This window comes from Arthrobacter sp. 147(2020) (assembly GCF_013116715.1).
Classification (GTDB): Bacteria; Actinomycetota; Actinomycetes; order Actinomycetales; family Micrococcaceae; genus Arthrobacter_D.
On the sequence record NZ_JABFOM010000007.1, the window covers coordinates 65,403 to 80,634 of the forward strand.

The 15,232-nt window shown below is 66.0% G+C and carries 12 protein-coding genes; 9 read left to right on the forward strand and 3 right to left on the reverse strand.

The annotated features are described in order from the left end of the window. The first annotated feature begins 48 nt into the window (after positions 1 to 48). From HMI58_RS07190 to HMI58_RS07205, 4 genes are all read left to right on the forward strand, one after another. Positions 49 to 1,584 carry a leucyl aminopeptidase gene (locus HMI58_RS07190; protein ID WP_171585313.1) on the forward strand — a complete coding sequence of 512 codons (1,536 nt, stop codon included), beginning with the start codon at positions 49 to 51 and terminating at the stop codon, positions 1,582 to 1,584. A gap of 189 nt (positions 1,585 to 1,773) precedes the next feature. Continuing rightward, positions 1,774 to 3,156, forward strand: a complete 1,383-nt coding sequence (gene lpdA / locus HMI58_RS07195) for a dihydrolipoyl dehydrogenase (protein ID WP_171585314.1) — start codon at positions 1,774 to 1,776, stop codon at positions 3,154 to 3,156. 124 nt (positions 3,157 to 3,280) lie between these two features. Continuing rightward, positions 3,281 to 5,068: a 2-oxoglutarate dehydrogenase, E2 component, dihydrolipoamide succinyltransferase gene (gene sucB, locus HMI58_RS07200; protein ID WP_171618656.1), complete on the forward strand. Its 1,788-nt coding sequence runs from the start codon at positions 3,281 to 3,283 to the stop codon at positions 5,066 to 5,068. A 44-nt stretch (positions 5,069 to 5,112) separates the two neighbouring features. Continuing rightward, positions 5,113 to 5,544, forward strand: coding sequence for an OsmC family protein (locus HMI58_RS07205; protein ID WP_171618657.1), 432 nt, complete (start codon positions 5,113 to 5,115; stop codon positions 5,542 to 5,544). Positions 5,545 to 5,615: 71 nt separating this feature from the next. Here HMI58_RS07205 and HMI58_RS07210 read toward each other — a convergent pair whose 3' ends face one another. After that, complete coding sequence (locus tag HMI58_RS07210) at positions 5,616 to 9,005, reverse strand: S41 family peptidase (RefSeq protein WP_171618658.1); 3,390 nt, start codon at positions 9,003 to 9,005, stop codon at positions 5,616 to 5,618. 119 nt (positions 9,006 to 9,124) lie between these two features. Here HMI58_RS07210 and HMI58_RS07215 point away from each other — a divergent pair, with 119 nt between their 5' ends. Further along, positions 9,125 to 10,024 carry a TIGR01777 family oxidoreductase gene (locus HMI58_RS07215; protein WP_171618659.1) on the forward strand — a complete coding sequence of 300 codons (900 nt, stop codon included), beginning with the start codon at positions 9,125 to 9,127 and terminating at the stop codon, positions 10,022 to 10,024. Here the strand turns inward: HMI58_RS07215 and HMI58_RS07220 are convergent. Next, positions 10,021 to 11,712 carry a serine/threonine-protein kinase gene (locus HMI58_RS07220; RefSeq protein ID WP_171618660.1) on the reverse strand — a complete coding sequence of 564 codons (1,692 nt, stop codon included), beginning with the start codon at positions 11,710 to 11,712 and terminating at the stop codon, positions 10,021 to 10,023. The genes HMI58_RS07215 and HMI58_RS07220 overlap by 4 nt on opposite strands. A gap of 111 nt (positions 11,713 to 11,823) precedes the next feature. Here HMI58_RS07220 and lipB point away from each other — a divergent pair, with 111 nt between their 5' ends. The 4 genes from lipB (at position 11,824) to HMI58_RS07240 (ending at position 14,765) form a co-directional block, all read left to right on the forward strand. Further along, on the forward strand, positions 11,824 to 12,540 hold the full coding sequence (gene lipB, locus HMI58_RS07225) for a lipoyl(octanoyl) transferase LipB (protein WP_171618661.1): 717 nt from the start codon (positions 11,824 to 11,826) through the stop codon (positions 12,538 to 12,540). 3 nt (positions 12,541 to 12,543) lie between these two features. Then, positions 12,544 to 13,548, forward strand: coding sequence for a lipoyl synthase (lipA, locus tag HMI58_RS07230; RefSeq protein ID WP_171585321.1), 1,005 nt, complete (start codon positions 12,544 to 12,546; stop codon positions 13,546 to 13,548). 92 nt (positions 13,549 to 13,640) lie between these two features. Continuing rightward, a complete protein-coding gene (locus HMI58_RS07235) occupies positions 13,641 to 14,393 on the forward strand; it encodes a DUF4191 domain-containing protein (RefSeq protein WP_171585322.1) in 753 nt (250 codons plus the stop codon). Between the two features lie 33 nt (positions 14,394 to 14,426). Beyond that, on the forward strand, positions 14,427 to 14,765 hold the full coding sequence (locus HMI58_RS07240; protein WP_171585323.1) for a transcription initiation protein: 339 nt from the start codon (positions 14,427 to 14,429) through the stop codon (positions 14,763 to 14,765). A gap of 28 nt (positions 14,766 to 14,793) precedes the next feature. On the opposite strand, the gene HMI58_RS07245 is transcribed toward HMI58_RS07240, so the two are convergent. Then, positions 14,794 to 15,231 (reverse strand): RDD family protein, encoded by a 438-nt coding sequence (locus HMI58_RS07245; protein WP_171585324.1) that lies wholly within the window; start codon positions 15,229 to 15,231, stop codon positions 14,794 to 14,796. Position 15,232: the final 1 nt, after the last annotated feature.

Sequence of the window (15,232 nt, forward strand, 5' to 3'; positions counted from 1 at the left end):
CGCCCAGCCACCAATCTGTCCAGCACATGGAAGTGAGGAACACACCCAGTGAATATCGCCAGCGAACTCAAGCTGACAGCTGTCACCAAGGACTCCAAGAAGACCGCAGGTGACGCCCTGGTAATCGGCGTCGGCCAACAATCCGGAGCGCCCGTCCTGCTCGACTCCCCGCTCCCGGCCAAGGATGCGAAGGCACTTGCCGATTCCCTGCCGATGCTCGGTATCACCGGCGCAGCCGACGAGGTACGCCGGCTCCCGGGCCTCGAAGGGACCGCTGCTGAAGTGCTTGTCCTCACCGGTGTAGGCCGCCTGCCAGCGGATGGAACCCTTACCGCCGAAGCGCTGCGCCGCGCCGCGGGGGCGGCAATCCGCCAGCTCATCGGACTCGACTCGGTGACCATTGCCCTGCCTGCGGCCACAGTGGCCGACGCCGCAGCAGTGGCCGAGGGCGCAGCGATGGGAGCCTACTCCTACGATGAGCACCGGTCTGCCCGCGCAGCCAAGGACGGCTCGCCGGCCAAGCAGCCGGTCAAGAGCGTCACGATCGTGACCCCGGTGGCGCAGGACCGTCAGCTGAAGGCCGCGCTGAGTCGCGCCACCATCCTCGGCCGCGGCGTCAACATCACCCGGTCGCTGGTTAACCAGCCCCCGAGCCACCTCTACCCGGAGACCTTCGCCCAGGCCGCCAAGGACCTGAGCAAGGGCCTGCCCATCAAGGTCACAGTGCTGGATGAGAAGCGCCTGGAGAAGGACGGCTACGGCGGCATTCTCGGCGTCGGCAAGGGATCATCCCGGCAGCCGCGGCTGGTCAAGGTGGAATACTCTCCCGGCTCCGCAAAGAAGAGCCTCGCCTTCGTCGGCAAGGGCATCACCTTCGATTCCGGCGGGCTGTCCCTGAAGCCGGCCGCCGGCATGCAGACCATGAAGCTCGACATGGCGGGTGCCGCCGTCGTGCTCAGCGCCGTCCTGGCCATCGCCGAACTGGGCTTGCCCGTGAAGGTGACCGGCTGGCTGTGCCTCGCCGAGAACATGCCGTCAGGATCGGCCCAGCGCCCGTCGGATGTTATGACCACCTATGGCGGACGCACCGTCGAGGTGCTCAACACCGACGCCGAGGGCCGCCTCGTGATGGCCGACGCACTGGCAGCCGCCAGTGAAGAGGCCCCCGACGCGCTGATCGACATCGCCACCCTCACCGGCGCGCAAATGATTGCCCTGGGTCGACGGGTGTCGGGCGTCATGGGCGACGACGAAGTGGTTGACGCGGTGAAGGGTGCCGCCGACCGTTCAGGCGAACTGTTCTGGCCGATGCCCCTCCCCGAGGAGCTCCGACCGAGCCTGGACTCCCAGGTCGCCGATATCGCCAACATCGGCGAGAAGTTCGGCGGCATGATGACCGCCGCGGTGTTCCTGCGGGAGTTCGTTGGCGAAGTCAACGGACGCAAGATTCCCTGGGCACACCTTGACATTGCGGGACCTGCATTCAACGAGGGCGCCCCGCACGGCTACACGCCGAAGGAGGCCACCGGCGTCGGTGTCCGCACCCTGCTGGCGTACGCCGAAGACGTGGCCGCCACAAAGTAAGCCTGCTGGGCAGTCTCGCTTCCCACCCGGGGGTGAGACTGCCCACAAAGGGGCGAACATTGCCCTTCATCAAGTGGATGCTGGTGTGATCTGGGGATAGGGTGAATCCAGATCACACCAAGCATTCCGCCAAAATCATCAACCGACGGGCCCCCTGGTCCGTCACAGATTACGCGAGGGAGCGTCCAAGTGGCCGATACGGCAGCTGCGCAAGAATTCGACATCCTGGTACTGGGTGGGGGTAGTGGTGGCTATGCTGCCGCACTCCGAGCCGTCCAGCTGGGATTCACCGTGGGACTCATCGAGAAGAGCAAGCTGGGTGGTACCTGCCTGCACAACGGGTGTATTCCTACCAAAGCCCTGCTGCACTCGGCTGAGGTTGCCGACACCGCGCGTTCCTCCGAGAAGTACGGCATCAAGGCGACGTTCGACTCGATCGACATGCCAGCCGTCAATGCGTACAAGGACGGCATCATCGCCGGCAAGTACAAGGGCCTGCAGGGACTGATCAAGTCCAAGGGCATCACAGTGATCGAGGGTGCTGGCAAGCTCACCTCCACCAACACCGTCGAGGTGGACGGCACGTCCTACACCGGCAAGAACATCATCCTGGCGACCGGCTCCTACTCGCGCACCCTTCCCGGCCTGGAAATCGGCGGCAAGGTCATCACCTCCGATCACGCGCTGAAGATGGACACCCTTCCCAAGAAAGCAATCGTGCTCGGCGGCGGAGTCATCGGCTGCGAGTTCGCCTCAGTCTGGAAGTCCTTTGGCGTAGACGTCACCATCGTCGAGGGCCTCCCCTCGCTCGTTCCCAACGAGGACGCCACAATCATCAAGGCATTCGAGCGGGCCTTCAAGAAGCGCGGCATCAACTTCAACACCGGCACCTTCTTCGAGAAGGTTGAGCAGAACGACGACGGCGTCGTCGTCACCCTCGTGGACGGCAAGACTTTCGAGGCTGACCTCATGCTGGTCGCCGTCGGCCGCGGCCCCGTCACCGACGGTCTGGGCTACGAGGAAGCCGGCGTCACGATCGACCGCGGCTTCGTCATCACGAACGAGCGCCTGCACACCGGCGTCGGCAACATCTACGCCGTCGGCGACATCGTTCCCGGGCTGCAGCTCGCGCACCGCGGGTTCCAGCAGGGCATCTTCGTCGCCGAAGAGATCGCCGGACTGAAGCCGGTGATCGTCGAGGACGTCAACATCCCGAAGGTCACCTACAGCGAACCCGAAATCGCCTCCGTCGGGCTGACCGAGAAGGCCGCCAAGGAAAAGTTGGGCGACGACAAGGTCCTCACCCAGGAATACAACCTTGCCGGCAACGGCAAGACCTCCATCCTCGGCTCTGGCGGACTCGTCAAACTGGTCAGCGAGAAGGACGGACCGGTCATCGGGGTGCACATGATCGGCACCCGGATGGGCGAGCAGATTGGTGAAGCTCAGCTGATCGTGAACTGGGAAGCCTACCCGGAGGACGTGGCGCAGCTGATTCACGCCCACCCCACGCAGAACGAAGCACTCGGCGAGGCGCACCTCGCCCTGGCGGGTAAGGCACTGCACGGATAACCGTGCACTAAGCTCGCACTAAGCGTTCCACCAGCATTACTCGCAACCTTGGCTCGAAGGTGTCGGGTCCCCAAAGGGATCCGACACCGCACAGCAAAACCTAATCAGGAGAAACGGGGACACTATGTCTGAATCCGTCAACTTACCCGCCCTCGGCGAAAGCGTTACCGAAGGCACCGTCACACGCTGGCTCAAGGCGGTCGGTGACCGTGTCGAGGTTGACGAGCCCCTGCTCGAGGTGTCCACCGACAAGGTTGACACCGAGATCCCTTCGCCTATCGCCGGGGTCATCGAGGAAATTCTGGTAGCCGAGGACGAGACCGCTGAAGTGGGTGCACCACTGGTGCGCATCGGCGACGGATCCGGCGGCTCCGATGAGTCGGGCAGCTCGGACGACGCTGATGCGTCGGAGGCTGCCGAGGAGCCAGCAGCTGAGGAACCGGCAGCCGAGCCCGAAGCCGAGGAGAAAGCCCCCGAGCCGGAGGCCGCCGCCAGCGATGAGTCGGGCGATTCATCGGGCGAGAGCACCGAAGTGACACTTCCTGCCCTGGGCGAGAGCGTCACCGAGGGCACCGTGACCCGCTGGCTGAAGGAAGTCGGCGACGACGTCGAGGTCGACGAGCCGCTCCTGGAGGTGTCCACCGACAAGGTTGACACCGAGATCCCCTCCCCCGTGGCCGGCAAGCTGCAGGAGATCCGCGTCGCCGAGGACGAGACCGCTGAAGTGGGTGCCGTCCTGGCACTCATCGGTTCCGGAGCATCCGCGCCCGCCAAGGCCGAAGGCGGCGCCGAGCCGGTTGCCGCCGCTCCGTCCGAGGAACGCGAAGAGCCGGTCGCCGAGCCCGAGAAGGCCAAGGCAGAACCTGCCAAGGAAGAATCCGCTCCCAAGGAAGAGGCCAAGCCGGCAGCTCCCAAGGTCGCCGAGAAAAAGCCTGCAGACAAGCCAGCCGAGAAGAAGCCAGCCGAGGACACCTCGGGCGGCTCCGACGCGGCCTACGTGACTCCCCTGGTGCGCAAGCTCGCAAACCAGCAGGGCGTCGACCTGCAGTCCGTCAAGGGCACCGGCGTCGGCGGTCGCATCCGCAAGCAGGATGTCCTCGAAGCCGCCGAGGCGGCCAAGAAGACGTCCGAGCCGGCCCCAGCAGCAGCACCCGCCGCAGCTCCGGCAGCGCCGTCCGCCGAGGCCTCAAAGCTCAGGGGAACGGTCGAGAAGGCCCCACGGATCCGGCAGACGATTGCCCGCCGGATGCGCGAGTCGCTGGAGGTGTCAGCCCAGCTGACACAGGTCATCGAAGTGGACATGAGCAAGGTGGCGCGGTTGCGTGCCTCGGCGAAGGACAACTTCCAGGCCCAGAATGGCGCCAAGCTGACCTTCCTGCCGTTCATTTCCAAGGCGGTCACCGAGGCCCTGAAACAGCACCCGAAGCTGAACGCCTCGTTCGATGAGGAAGCCAAGGAAGTCACCTACCACGACGCGGAGCACCTCGCGATCGCCGTTGACACCGAGAAGGGCCTCCTGGTTCCGGTCATCAACGACGCCGGGAACCTCAACCTCGCCGGGCTGGCCAAGAAGATTGCCGACGTCGGGTCGCGGACCCGCAGCGGCAAGATCGGACCCGACGAACTGTCGGGCGGCACCTTCACCATCACGAACATCGGGTCGGTCGGCGCACTGTTCGACACCCCGATCATCAACCAGCCCCAGGTCGGTATCCTGGGCACCGGTGCGATCGTGAAGCGGCCCATCGTGGTGACCGCCGACGGTGAAGACACCATCGCGATCCGCTCCATGATGTACCTCAGCCTTACTTACGACCACCGCCTGGTGGACGGAGCCGACGCCGGCCGCTTCCTGCAGTCGCTGAAGTCCCGTCTGGAAGCCGGCGCATTCGAAGCGGATCTCGGACTCTAACCCGCTCCACCCGAGGTCAGACACCAACCCGAAGGAGAACAGTTATGGCTACATCACGTTCAGCCCACACCGTCTGGAGTGGCAACCTGCAGTCCGGCAGCGGACAGGTCAGCCTCGACACTTCCGGAATCGGCACCTACGACGTCACCTGGAAGGCACGCTCGGAAGAGGCCGGAGGCAAGACCAGCCCGGAAGAGCTGATCGCTGCCGCCCACTCCTCCTGCTTCTCCATGGCATTCAGCCTGGCGCTCAGTGAGGAAGGCAAGACGGCCGACCGGATCGAGACCAAGGCCGAGGTAGATTTTGTGCCCGGCGAAGGAATCACCGCCATCCGGCTGATCCTCAGCGCGTCCATCCCGGACATCGACGACGCCGACTTCCAGCGTCTCGCCGAATCAGCCAAGACCGGCTGCCCAGTGTCACAGGCACTGGCCGGGGTCAAGAGCATCACCCTTGAGGCGACGCTGCAGTCCTAGCTCCCGGTAGAGCAGACAGCAAAGGCGGCCACCCGGTAACGGGTGGCCGCCTTTTTCATGCCGATTGAGGACTAGCCCTGCTGTGGCCGCGTGGGCAATTTTCCCGGGTTCAGCAGCGGGTAGTTGGTCCGCACGGGTGGCACGTCGGTGGGCGCCGTCGTGATCATTTCCCTGAGGACTTCCATCCCACGCTTCAGCTGTGGGTCCTCCCCCGCCGCGTGGGCCTGTGGAGGGAACGGCACCTCGATGTCAGGATCCACGCCGTAGTTCTCCACTCCCCACCCCACACCGCCCGTCATCCAGAACGCGTACCGCGGCTGGGTGACAGCCGTGCCGTCCGCGAGGGAGAACCGGCCGTCGATTCCGACGACGCCGCCCCAGGTACGTGCCCCGATCACCGGGCCGATTGCCCTGAGCTTGGACACCTGCGTGATGATGTCGCCGTCGGACCCGGCGAACTCGTCGGTCAGGATGACCACCGGTCCGCGGGGCGCGTGGGCGGGATAGGTGCCGGGCTGCTCGCCCCGGGGGAAGGACCAGGCGGTGACCTTCCGGCCAATGAGCTCGGCCACCAACTGGGAGGTGTGGCCCCCACGGTTGCTCCGCACATCCACCACCAGTGCGTCGCGTGCGGTTTCCCGGTCGAGGTCGCGGTGCAGCTGCGCCCAGCCCCTGGCCACCATGTCCGGAATGTGCAGATACCCGAAGCGCCCCTCCGAGGCCTGGTGCACGAGTGCCCGGTTGGCGGTCACCCAGTTCTGGTAGCGCAGCCGTTCCTCACTGCGCAGCGGCACGACGGCCACCCGTCGGACCTGCGGTTCGCCCTGCTCCGGGTTCCTGACCACCGTCAGTTCGACGGTCTTGCCAGCGGCACCGGTAAGCAGCACCGAGGGTCCGTGCGCCGTCGGGACGGGGACTCCGTCGACGGCGGCGATGATGTCCCCCACCTCCACTGCCACGCCAGGGGCAGTGAGTGGGGACACAGCCTGCGGGTCGGAGGACTCGCCGGCGAAGATGCGCTGGACCGCCCAACCCTGCTCGACCGGTGCCAGTTCGGCACCGAGGAAGCCCTGTGCGCCCGTTCCCGGTTCGCCGAACAGGAGTGGGGTCACGTACGCGTGGGAGGTTCCCAGTTCGCCATGTACCTCCCAGAGGACATCCACCAGGTCATCGTGTGACCCCAGGCGTTCCACCAGCGGACGGTAGCGGTCCCGGATGGCAGGCCAGTCGAGGCCGCCCATCTCCTGATCCCAGAAGAAGTCGCGCTGCAACCGCCAGGTTTCATCGAAGGCCTGTCGCCAGACGCTGACGGGATCGAGCAGGACGCGGATCCGGCCCAGGTCGACTTCCACGTTGTCCGGGGAGTCCTTGTCGACCTTGCCCTTAGTGGGGACTGCCGTGACCTTGCCGGCATGGATGACGACGACAGTGGCGCCGTCACCGCTCACCTCGAAGCTGTCCACCTCCGACACCAGGGTGTCGGCGGCGCGTTTGGCGAGGTCAAAGCGTTCAAGGCGTTTCGCCGGGTCCTTCGCCGACGTGGTAGCCCGCCCGTCGCCGGTCACACCGACACTCTCGGTCGCGGTCCACAGCAGCGCGCCGTCGACAGCGCGGAGCCCCTCGTAGTCTCCCTGCGGGACCGGTACGGCGATGATCCGCTCGGCCAGTCGTCCAGGGTCAACGGTGACGCTGACGTCCGGTTCGTCGTCGGCCTGGTCAGCGCCCAGGGTGGCAGCCGGCGCGGGATCTGCCTGGTGCACCGACGGCCCGAACGGTGACGGCGTGTCAGCCGACAGCGCCACCAGGAAGGGCTTGGTGGACACGGGGAAGCTGAGGTCAAACCGGTGGGTGTCGTACACCGGATCAAAACTGCGGTCGGAAAGGAGGGCGAGGAAACGGCCGTCGCGGGTGAACACCGGCGAATGGTCGCGGAACCGGCCATCGGTCACATTGTGGATCTCGGCACCGGGTTCCGTCCTTGCGAGCCGGACCTGGGTCCTGGCCCCTTCGCCGGTGACCGGTTCGGCCCAGGTCAGCCACTGGGAATCCGGAGAGAACGCCAGATCGTCCACCGCCCCGTGGTGGGTTGAGGCCAGGGTGAACAGGGTGCCGCTGTCGAGCAGCAGGATAAGGATCTCGCCCATCTCACCGGCGACCGCCACCCGGGTGCCATCTGGGCTGGTGGTGAGGTTGCTGGCACGGAACGGCCCGTCGAACGCCCACCGCGAGACGCCCGAGGTGGCTGCCGTGTCCTGCGCGACGACGGTATCCTCGGCTGCCGTTCCGTCGGTCGGAGACATAGCGGACGCCGCTGACTCCAGGGATGAGCCCGACGAAGGAACTGCTGTCCTGGACCGTGGGCCGGGAACGCCGGTGGCGAACACGTCCCGGATGAACAGTGACTCCTCACCGCCATGGTCAGCAATGTAGGCCACCTGGTCGGCACCGAGCGGCCGGCCGAGCCGGGCCCGGACCCCGGCGGTGGCTTCAACCACGCGCGACGGTCCGTCCTTATGGGTGAGCCAGTGCAGGGTGCCGTGGCTTTCGACGATGCTCGCTGTGCCGGTGGGCACCGGGGTGGCGGCCGCCAGGTGCCTGACCACGTTCAGTGGCTGGGGGCGGCGTCCGGTCGAGGCGGAGCCGAGGGAGATCTCCAGCCGGACGGGCTCGGCGTCGAGCGAGTCCATCAGCCAGAGAGCCCCGGCGGATTCGAAAACCACCCGCGTGCCATCGGTGGTGGCGTGCCGTACATAGAAGTCGGAGTGGTCGGTGTGTCGCTGCAGGTCCTGTCCCTGGACGGTGACCGAGTACAGGTTCCCGTAACCCTCATGGTCGGAGAGGAAGGCAAGCCGGTCTTTCACCCACAGGGGGTCGGAGATGTTCCCGTCGAGTTCCGGGAGGAACCGGGCGAAGTCCCCGGATCCGTCGGCGTCGATCCACAGCTTCCCGGCGGTACCGCCACGGTAACGCTTCCACCAGGCTGGCTCGCGGGTCAGGACGCTGGCGATGACGACCGGCTGGGTGCCGCCGGTCACCGGGCCCTGGACCAGCGCGTCAAGGGGACCATAGGGGTAGACGGTCTGCGCTGATCCGTCGAGGGGAACACGATATCCCCAGGCGTGCCGCGGGTCCTGATGGCGGAACGCACTGGTCGCGATGACATCACCCTCGGCGGTGAACCCCCGGACCTTGGTGCTCTGATGACCCCAGTAGGTCAGGCGGCGGAAATTGCCGCCCTCGGTGTCCGCCGCCACCACTTCCGGTGCACCCGCCTGGGTGACGGTCCAGGCAATGGTGGTCCCGTCCGGAGAGAACCGGGGTCCGCGGGCAGGAAGTTGCATGGCTGAAATGCGCCAGGCCCGCCCACCCGTCAGAGGGGCGACCCAGACATCGTTTTCAGCGACAAAAGTGACCAGGTCACCGTGGACATGTGGGAAGCGCAGATAGTGTGAGGGAACCATCCCACGATCATAGTCACTGGGTACCCTGCGTCGGCCGACTGGACGCCTGCGGGAAATCCCCGGGACGCCACGGGCGCCACCTGTTCCTTTTGGACGGGGCTGGGTGGTGGGATAGGGGTATGAGAATTCTGATCTCCGGTGCGTCCGGAACCATTGGCAAGGCCTTCATGCAGCAACTGGCCCCAGGGCCCCATGTGGTGACGCGACTGGTCCGCCGGACGCCGTCCGGCCCGGATGAGATCAAGTGGGATCCCACGGCGGGCGGCCTGGACCCGGCGATCATGGACGCCACCGACGCCGTCGTGAACCTTTCAGGCGCCGGGATAGCCGGGGCGCCCTGGACACGCGGCTACAAGGAAACCCTCTACTCCTCACGCCTGACCGCCACCCGCACCCTGGTGGACAGTATACAGCGGGCCGAATCACCGCCAGCGGTGTTCCTGAGCCAGTCGGCGTCGGGATACTACGGGGACCGCGGATCGGAGGTGCTGCCGGAATCCGCGGCGTCCGGCGACCTGCTGCTCTCCGACATCTGCCGGCGGTGGGAAGCCGAGGCGTTGCGGGCACCCGAATCCGTCCGCACCGTCCTGATGCGCACCGGTGTGGTGATGTCCACCAAGGGTGGCGCCCTGCCCAAGCTCCTGGTGCCGCTGCGGCTCTTTGTCGGCGGACCGTTGGGGTCCGGGAAGCAGTGGTGGCCATGGGTGACCCTCGACGACCAGGCCCGGGCGATGGCTTTCCTGCTGGAGGCCGAGGTCAGCGGCCCGGTCAATATAGCGTCGCCTTCCCCGGCGACCGTCGCTGAACTGACGGAGGCGCTGGGTGCCGCCCTGAACCGTCCCAACCGGTTTCGGGTGCCGGAATGGCTGCTGACCGCGGTGCTGGGACAGTTGGCGCGCGAGCTGCTCCTGCCCAGCGCACGACTCGATCCAACGGTGCTCCGGGATGCCGGATTCGAATTCCGCCAGGACTCGCTGGACGACCTTGTCCAGTGGGTCAGGGAATCCCGGCGCGCCTAGGGTTCCCGCACCTCCCGGATCAGCCACCGGTCAGCGATCCGCTGCAGGACGAAGACCAGCTGCTGGCTGACTTCCTGGGGGACCTCCCGTTGCGTCCGGCCGCCGACGGTGGCCTCTGCATAGCCGGAGGTGGTGGCCGTCGCTGCGATCGCCACCGTTCCAGTGTTACCCGTTCCAGTGTTACCTGCGGCGGTGTCCTTGGCGTCGCCAGGAGGGATGTCGATTCGCTCCAGGTTGGCCAGGTCGCTGCTGAGCCCGGTCAACACGTGTCCGCGGGCAGCCAGCTCGACGACCACTTCCTCATCGGCGGCCATTGCCGCTGATTCAGGGACGAAGACGTGCCTCAGCAGGGCCGGATCGGCCGTTTCGAAGGCCCGCTCCCGGACCCGGGACAGGTGCGGCAGTACCTCCAGCGGATCAGTCCCCGCGAGGGCCTCAGGTAGGACATCGGGCGCCGTGTCGCTGGCACGCGCCGTTGGTCCGACCGCCGAAGCTGGCCTCGGTGGGGCCGTTGTCGGTGACGGTATTGGTGGCGGTCCTGACGGAACTGTCCCACTCGGGAGGTTGACAGCTCCCCCTCTCCCTGCCTCCACAGGGTCGGGTGCACTGACCGATACGGCCCCAATCGCGACGACACCCAGGGCGAGGGCAATGAACAACCCGGCCGTCACCCCGCGGACCCGGCGCTGGGATGGCGGGGCGGCCCGGCGTCCTGGACTTCCAGCGGGAGCTGCGGAGCGTGAGGTGGACCGTCTGGGAACAGGGGCGACGACCGAAGCCGGGCGTCGCCGCCGTCGTCGTTTCTTCTCAGGTTCTTCGCCCGGGTCGGGCCGCCGGGTCATGAGGCTTGGCGCGACGTCGGGGTGGACGGCCGCCACCAGGTCCAGCGGTGCTGCGGTCGCCGTTCGCTGCACTGCCCGCGCGAACTCGATCGCGGTGGGCCGGTCTTCCGGCTCTGACTCCAGCCCCCAGCTAATGAGCTCAACAAGCGCCTCGGGGGTGTCCGGCACCAGCAGTGACAGCGGCGGGCGTTGACTGGCCGGGCCGGGGATTCTCCCGGTCAGGGCAAACCAGCCCACAGCGGCGAGGGCGAACAGGTCCGCCTCGGTATTCAACCCGTTGTGGTCCCGCGTCTCCTGGAATCCCGGGGTACCCGTCGCCACGTGGCTGCCTTCCCCGAGCAGGCGCGCGATTCCCAGGTCGGCGAGGAGGGGCTTGCCCAGCTCGGTGAAGAGGATGTTGCCGGGCGCCACATCACCATGAACGGCTCCCTCGTCATGCAGGTAGGCGAGTACCTGAGCCATCGGCGTCAGGACGGTCACCACCTCGCCCGGCGACAGCGGCCCCCGCACCGAGACAAGGTTCAGTAACGATCCGCCGGCCGCGTAGTCCATCCGAAGTGCGGTGCCCTGCGCGGTCTGGACCACCTCGTGGAGGGCAAGGAGGTGCTCGTGGGTAAACCGGGACAGCATCAGTTGCTCGCGGCGGACCACGTCCACGCCGAGGTCACCGCGACCAGCCGAATCCAGCACCTTGAGCGCATAGGACGCTCCTTGATCGTTGCGGACCAGCCAGACTGCTGCGCTGCCGCCAGTGCCCAGGAGACGTTCGCACCGGTAACCAGGCACACTGGGTGGATGGGCGCTTGAGTCGTTCAGGGGTCCCTCGCCGGTGGGTGTACTGTCCATGACCCAGTTGTAGTGGATGACTAAGAAACCTGCAGAAGTTTTCCACAGGCATCCGGCGCCGCTCGACAGGGGCTGTGAACTTTGGTCCCCGCGCAGGTCTACCCTTAAGCCATGACACTTCAGTACTCGCGTATTGGGCTGGACCCGGAGTTTGTCGACTATGAGACCGGCTGGGACCTGCAACGTGAACTCCACGCCGGCGTGGTGGCTGGCACGGCGCCGAGCACCGTGCTGCTGCTGGAACACAGCGCCGTGTATACGGCGGGGCGCCGCACCGAGGACCATGAGCGCCCCTTCGACGGAACCCCCGTTGTCGCGGTGGACCGGGGCGGGAAACTCACCTGGCACGGTCCCGGCCAGCTGGTCGGCTATCCCATCCTTGCGCTGCCGGAACCGACGCGGGTGGCTGGCTATGTCGCCATCCTCGAGGACGTGATCATCGCCGTACTGCGGGACTATGGGATCGCGGGGATCAGGATCGAGGGCCGGTCCGGAGTTTGGGTTGCGGCGGACGACCGCGGGCCGGACCGCAAGATCGCCGCCATCGGGATCCGCATCAACCGTCGGGTCACCATGCACGGGTTCGCTGTCAACTGCAGCAACGATCTGGCCCCGTTCGAGCAGATTGTCCCCTGCGGAATCAACGACGCCGGGGTGACAACGATCTCTGCAGAAACAGGCACATCGGTGACCCCGTCGGACATCGTTTCGCGGATTGAAGAGGAACTGCGCAAGAATGAACCGTCACTGGTTGCCGAGGCGGCAGAGGTTTCCCGCCCGTCAAGCACAGTCAACCCTGCCGGTGCCCACCGGTCGGAAGGAGCATAACCCGTGAGTCTAGCCCCCGAAGGACGACGCCTTCTCCGAGTCGAGGCCCGCAACGCCGCGATCCCGGTGGAGCGCAAGCCCGACTGGATCAAAGCGAAGGTGAACATCGGCCCCGAGTTTGTGGCCATGAAGAACCTGGTGAAAAAGGAAGGCCTCCACACGGTGTGTGAGGAGGCCGGCTGTCCCAACATCTTCGAGTGCTGGGAAGACCGGGAGGCAACCTTCCTGATCGGCGGCTCCGAGTGCACCCGCCGCTGTGACTTCTGCCAGATCGACACCGGCAAACCCCAGCCGTTGGACCGGAGCGAACCTTTCAAGGTTGCCCAGTCGGTGAAGTCAATGAACCTCCGTTACGCCACGGTGACCGGCGTCGCCCGCGACGACCTCGCTGACGAGGGCGTCTGGCTCTACGCGGAAACCATCCGCCAGATCCACAGCATGAACCCCGGCACCGGCGTCGAGATCCTCATCCCTGACTTCTCCGGCAAACCGGAACACATCCAGGCGATCTGCGACGCCGCCCCCGAAGTCTTTGCGCACAACGTTGAGACGGTCCCCCGGATCTTCAAGCGCATCCGTCCCGCCTTCCGGTATGAGCGCTCGCTCGACGTGATCACCCAGGGCCGGGACCTCGGGATGGTCACCAAGTCCAACCTGATCCTGGGCATGGGCGAGACCCGGGAAGAAATCTCAGAGGCGATGCAGGACCTGCACGACGCCGGCTGCGACCTGATCACGATCAACCAGTACCTGCGACCAAGCGAACGCCACCTCCCCGTGGACCGCTGGGTGAAGCCTCAGGAGTTCGTCGAATTGCGCGAGGAGGCGGAGGAGATCGGTTTCCTCGGTGTCATGAGCGGGCCATTGGTCCGGTCCTCGTACCGTGCCGGCCGACTCTGGGCACGGGCCATGCGCAAGAAGGGACTCGAACTTCCTCCCGCGCTGGCCCACATCGAGGACTCCGGCTCGACGCTCCAGGAGGCGTCAAGCCTCGCCCCCACGGGCTAGCCCGCCGGGTCAGCCGTGCACCCCGGTCTGACGACCGGGGTGCTTTCGGCACGTCCACCCGCCATTTGAGGATCACGTAGAATTGAAGCACTATGGCCAACAGCATTGAATCAGACGGATCATCCACCCCCAAGCGGCGCCTTTTCTCCCGGAAGCCGAAGCCCCAGAAGGGGCCGAAGAAGACCGGGCGGATGAAGCAGATCTCCGAGGTCTTCAAGATGACCCGGCGGAACGACCCGAATGTCGTCTGGGTCATGCTGCTGGCGTTCCTCGCGATCGTCGCCGTCGGCCTGGTCATTGGTTTCCTCATCCAGAACTGGATCACGATGCTCATCATCGCGATCCCCCTGGGCTTCCTCGCGGCAGTGTTTATCCTGTCCCGGCGTGCCGAACGTGCTGCGTTCTCCCAGATAGAGGGCCAGCCGGGAGCCGCCGGGGCTGCCCTCAGCGTGCTGCGCCGTGGCTGGATCCTCCAGGATCAGCCGGTTGCCATGAACCCCCGCTCGCAGGACGCCGTGTTCCGCGCCATCGGCCGTCCCGGAATTGTCCTCGTCACCGAGGGTCCTTCAGCCCGGGTGAAGCCCCTGATCGACGCCGAGCGTCGCAAGATGGCAAGGATTGTGCCCAACGTCCAGATTCACGTCATCGAAGCCGGACGCGGCGAGGGCCAGCTTCCCCTGGCGAAGGTGGCCAAGAAGGCGCAGAAGCTTAAGAAGACCTTGACCAAGCAGGAAGTCCAGGCCGTCAACAAGCGCCTTACGGCCCTGGGTACCAAGCTCCCCATCCCCAAGGGTGTCGATCCCTTTAAGGCCCGCCCGGACCGCAAGGCCATGCGCGGACGCTAGACCGCCACTGTCGATTGGTGGCACCATCGGGGCATGACAAAATACCTCATCTCTTTCCCGAGCGAAGCCATGGTCGTCACCGACGAGGAGTTCCCCACCGTTGTCGCTGAGTCACATGCGGTAATCGAGGAAGCCAAGGCGGCCGGCGTGTATGTGTTTGGCGGCGGAATCAACGAGGACGTTGCGCCAGTCCTCGTTTCCGCTGACGGCTCAGTGAAGACCGATACCTACCCTGGCAGCGAGCTCAGGGGCGGGTTCACGGTGCTGGAACTGCCGACGCGCGATGACGCGGTCAAGTGGTCGCAAAAGATTGCAGCTGCCTGCAGGTGCTCGCAGGAGCTCCGGGAGTTCATGTACGACCCGGCCAGCTAGCTCCGAAACCTGGCTAGACCCGGACGGGCTAGATCCGGACGAGGACCGTCTGGACAGCGCGGTCGTGCACGCCGCGTTGATCCCGGTCCACAATGAGCGCTGGGACCACCAGGCAAATCAAAAGGGTTCGTATTGCGGCCTTGGCGAACCCCGCCGGGCGACCGCTGAGCGTCTGCACCTGCATCCCCATCATCCGGTGCCCGATGCTGTAGCCGAAGAAGCCGACCAGCAGGATCTGGGTCACCGCGAATACGCCCAGCGTCGCGAAGCTGTTGTAGTCGAAGAACAGGTAGGAAATGAGCGAGCTGAGGGCCCAGTCAAGCAGCAAAGCGCCGACACGTCGCGCTGGCCGGGCAATCGATGCTGGCCCTTCCTTTGGCCGGCCCATCCCCTGCCCCGGCCAATAGTTGGTGTGGTTCGACGGCGAACCGCCGAGCCATGAGCCAATGTCATTTCTATCTACCACC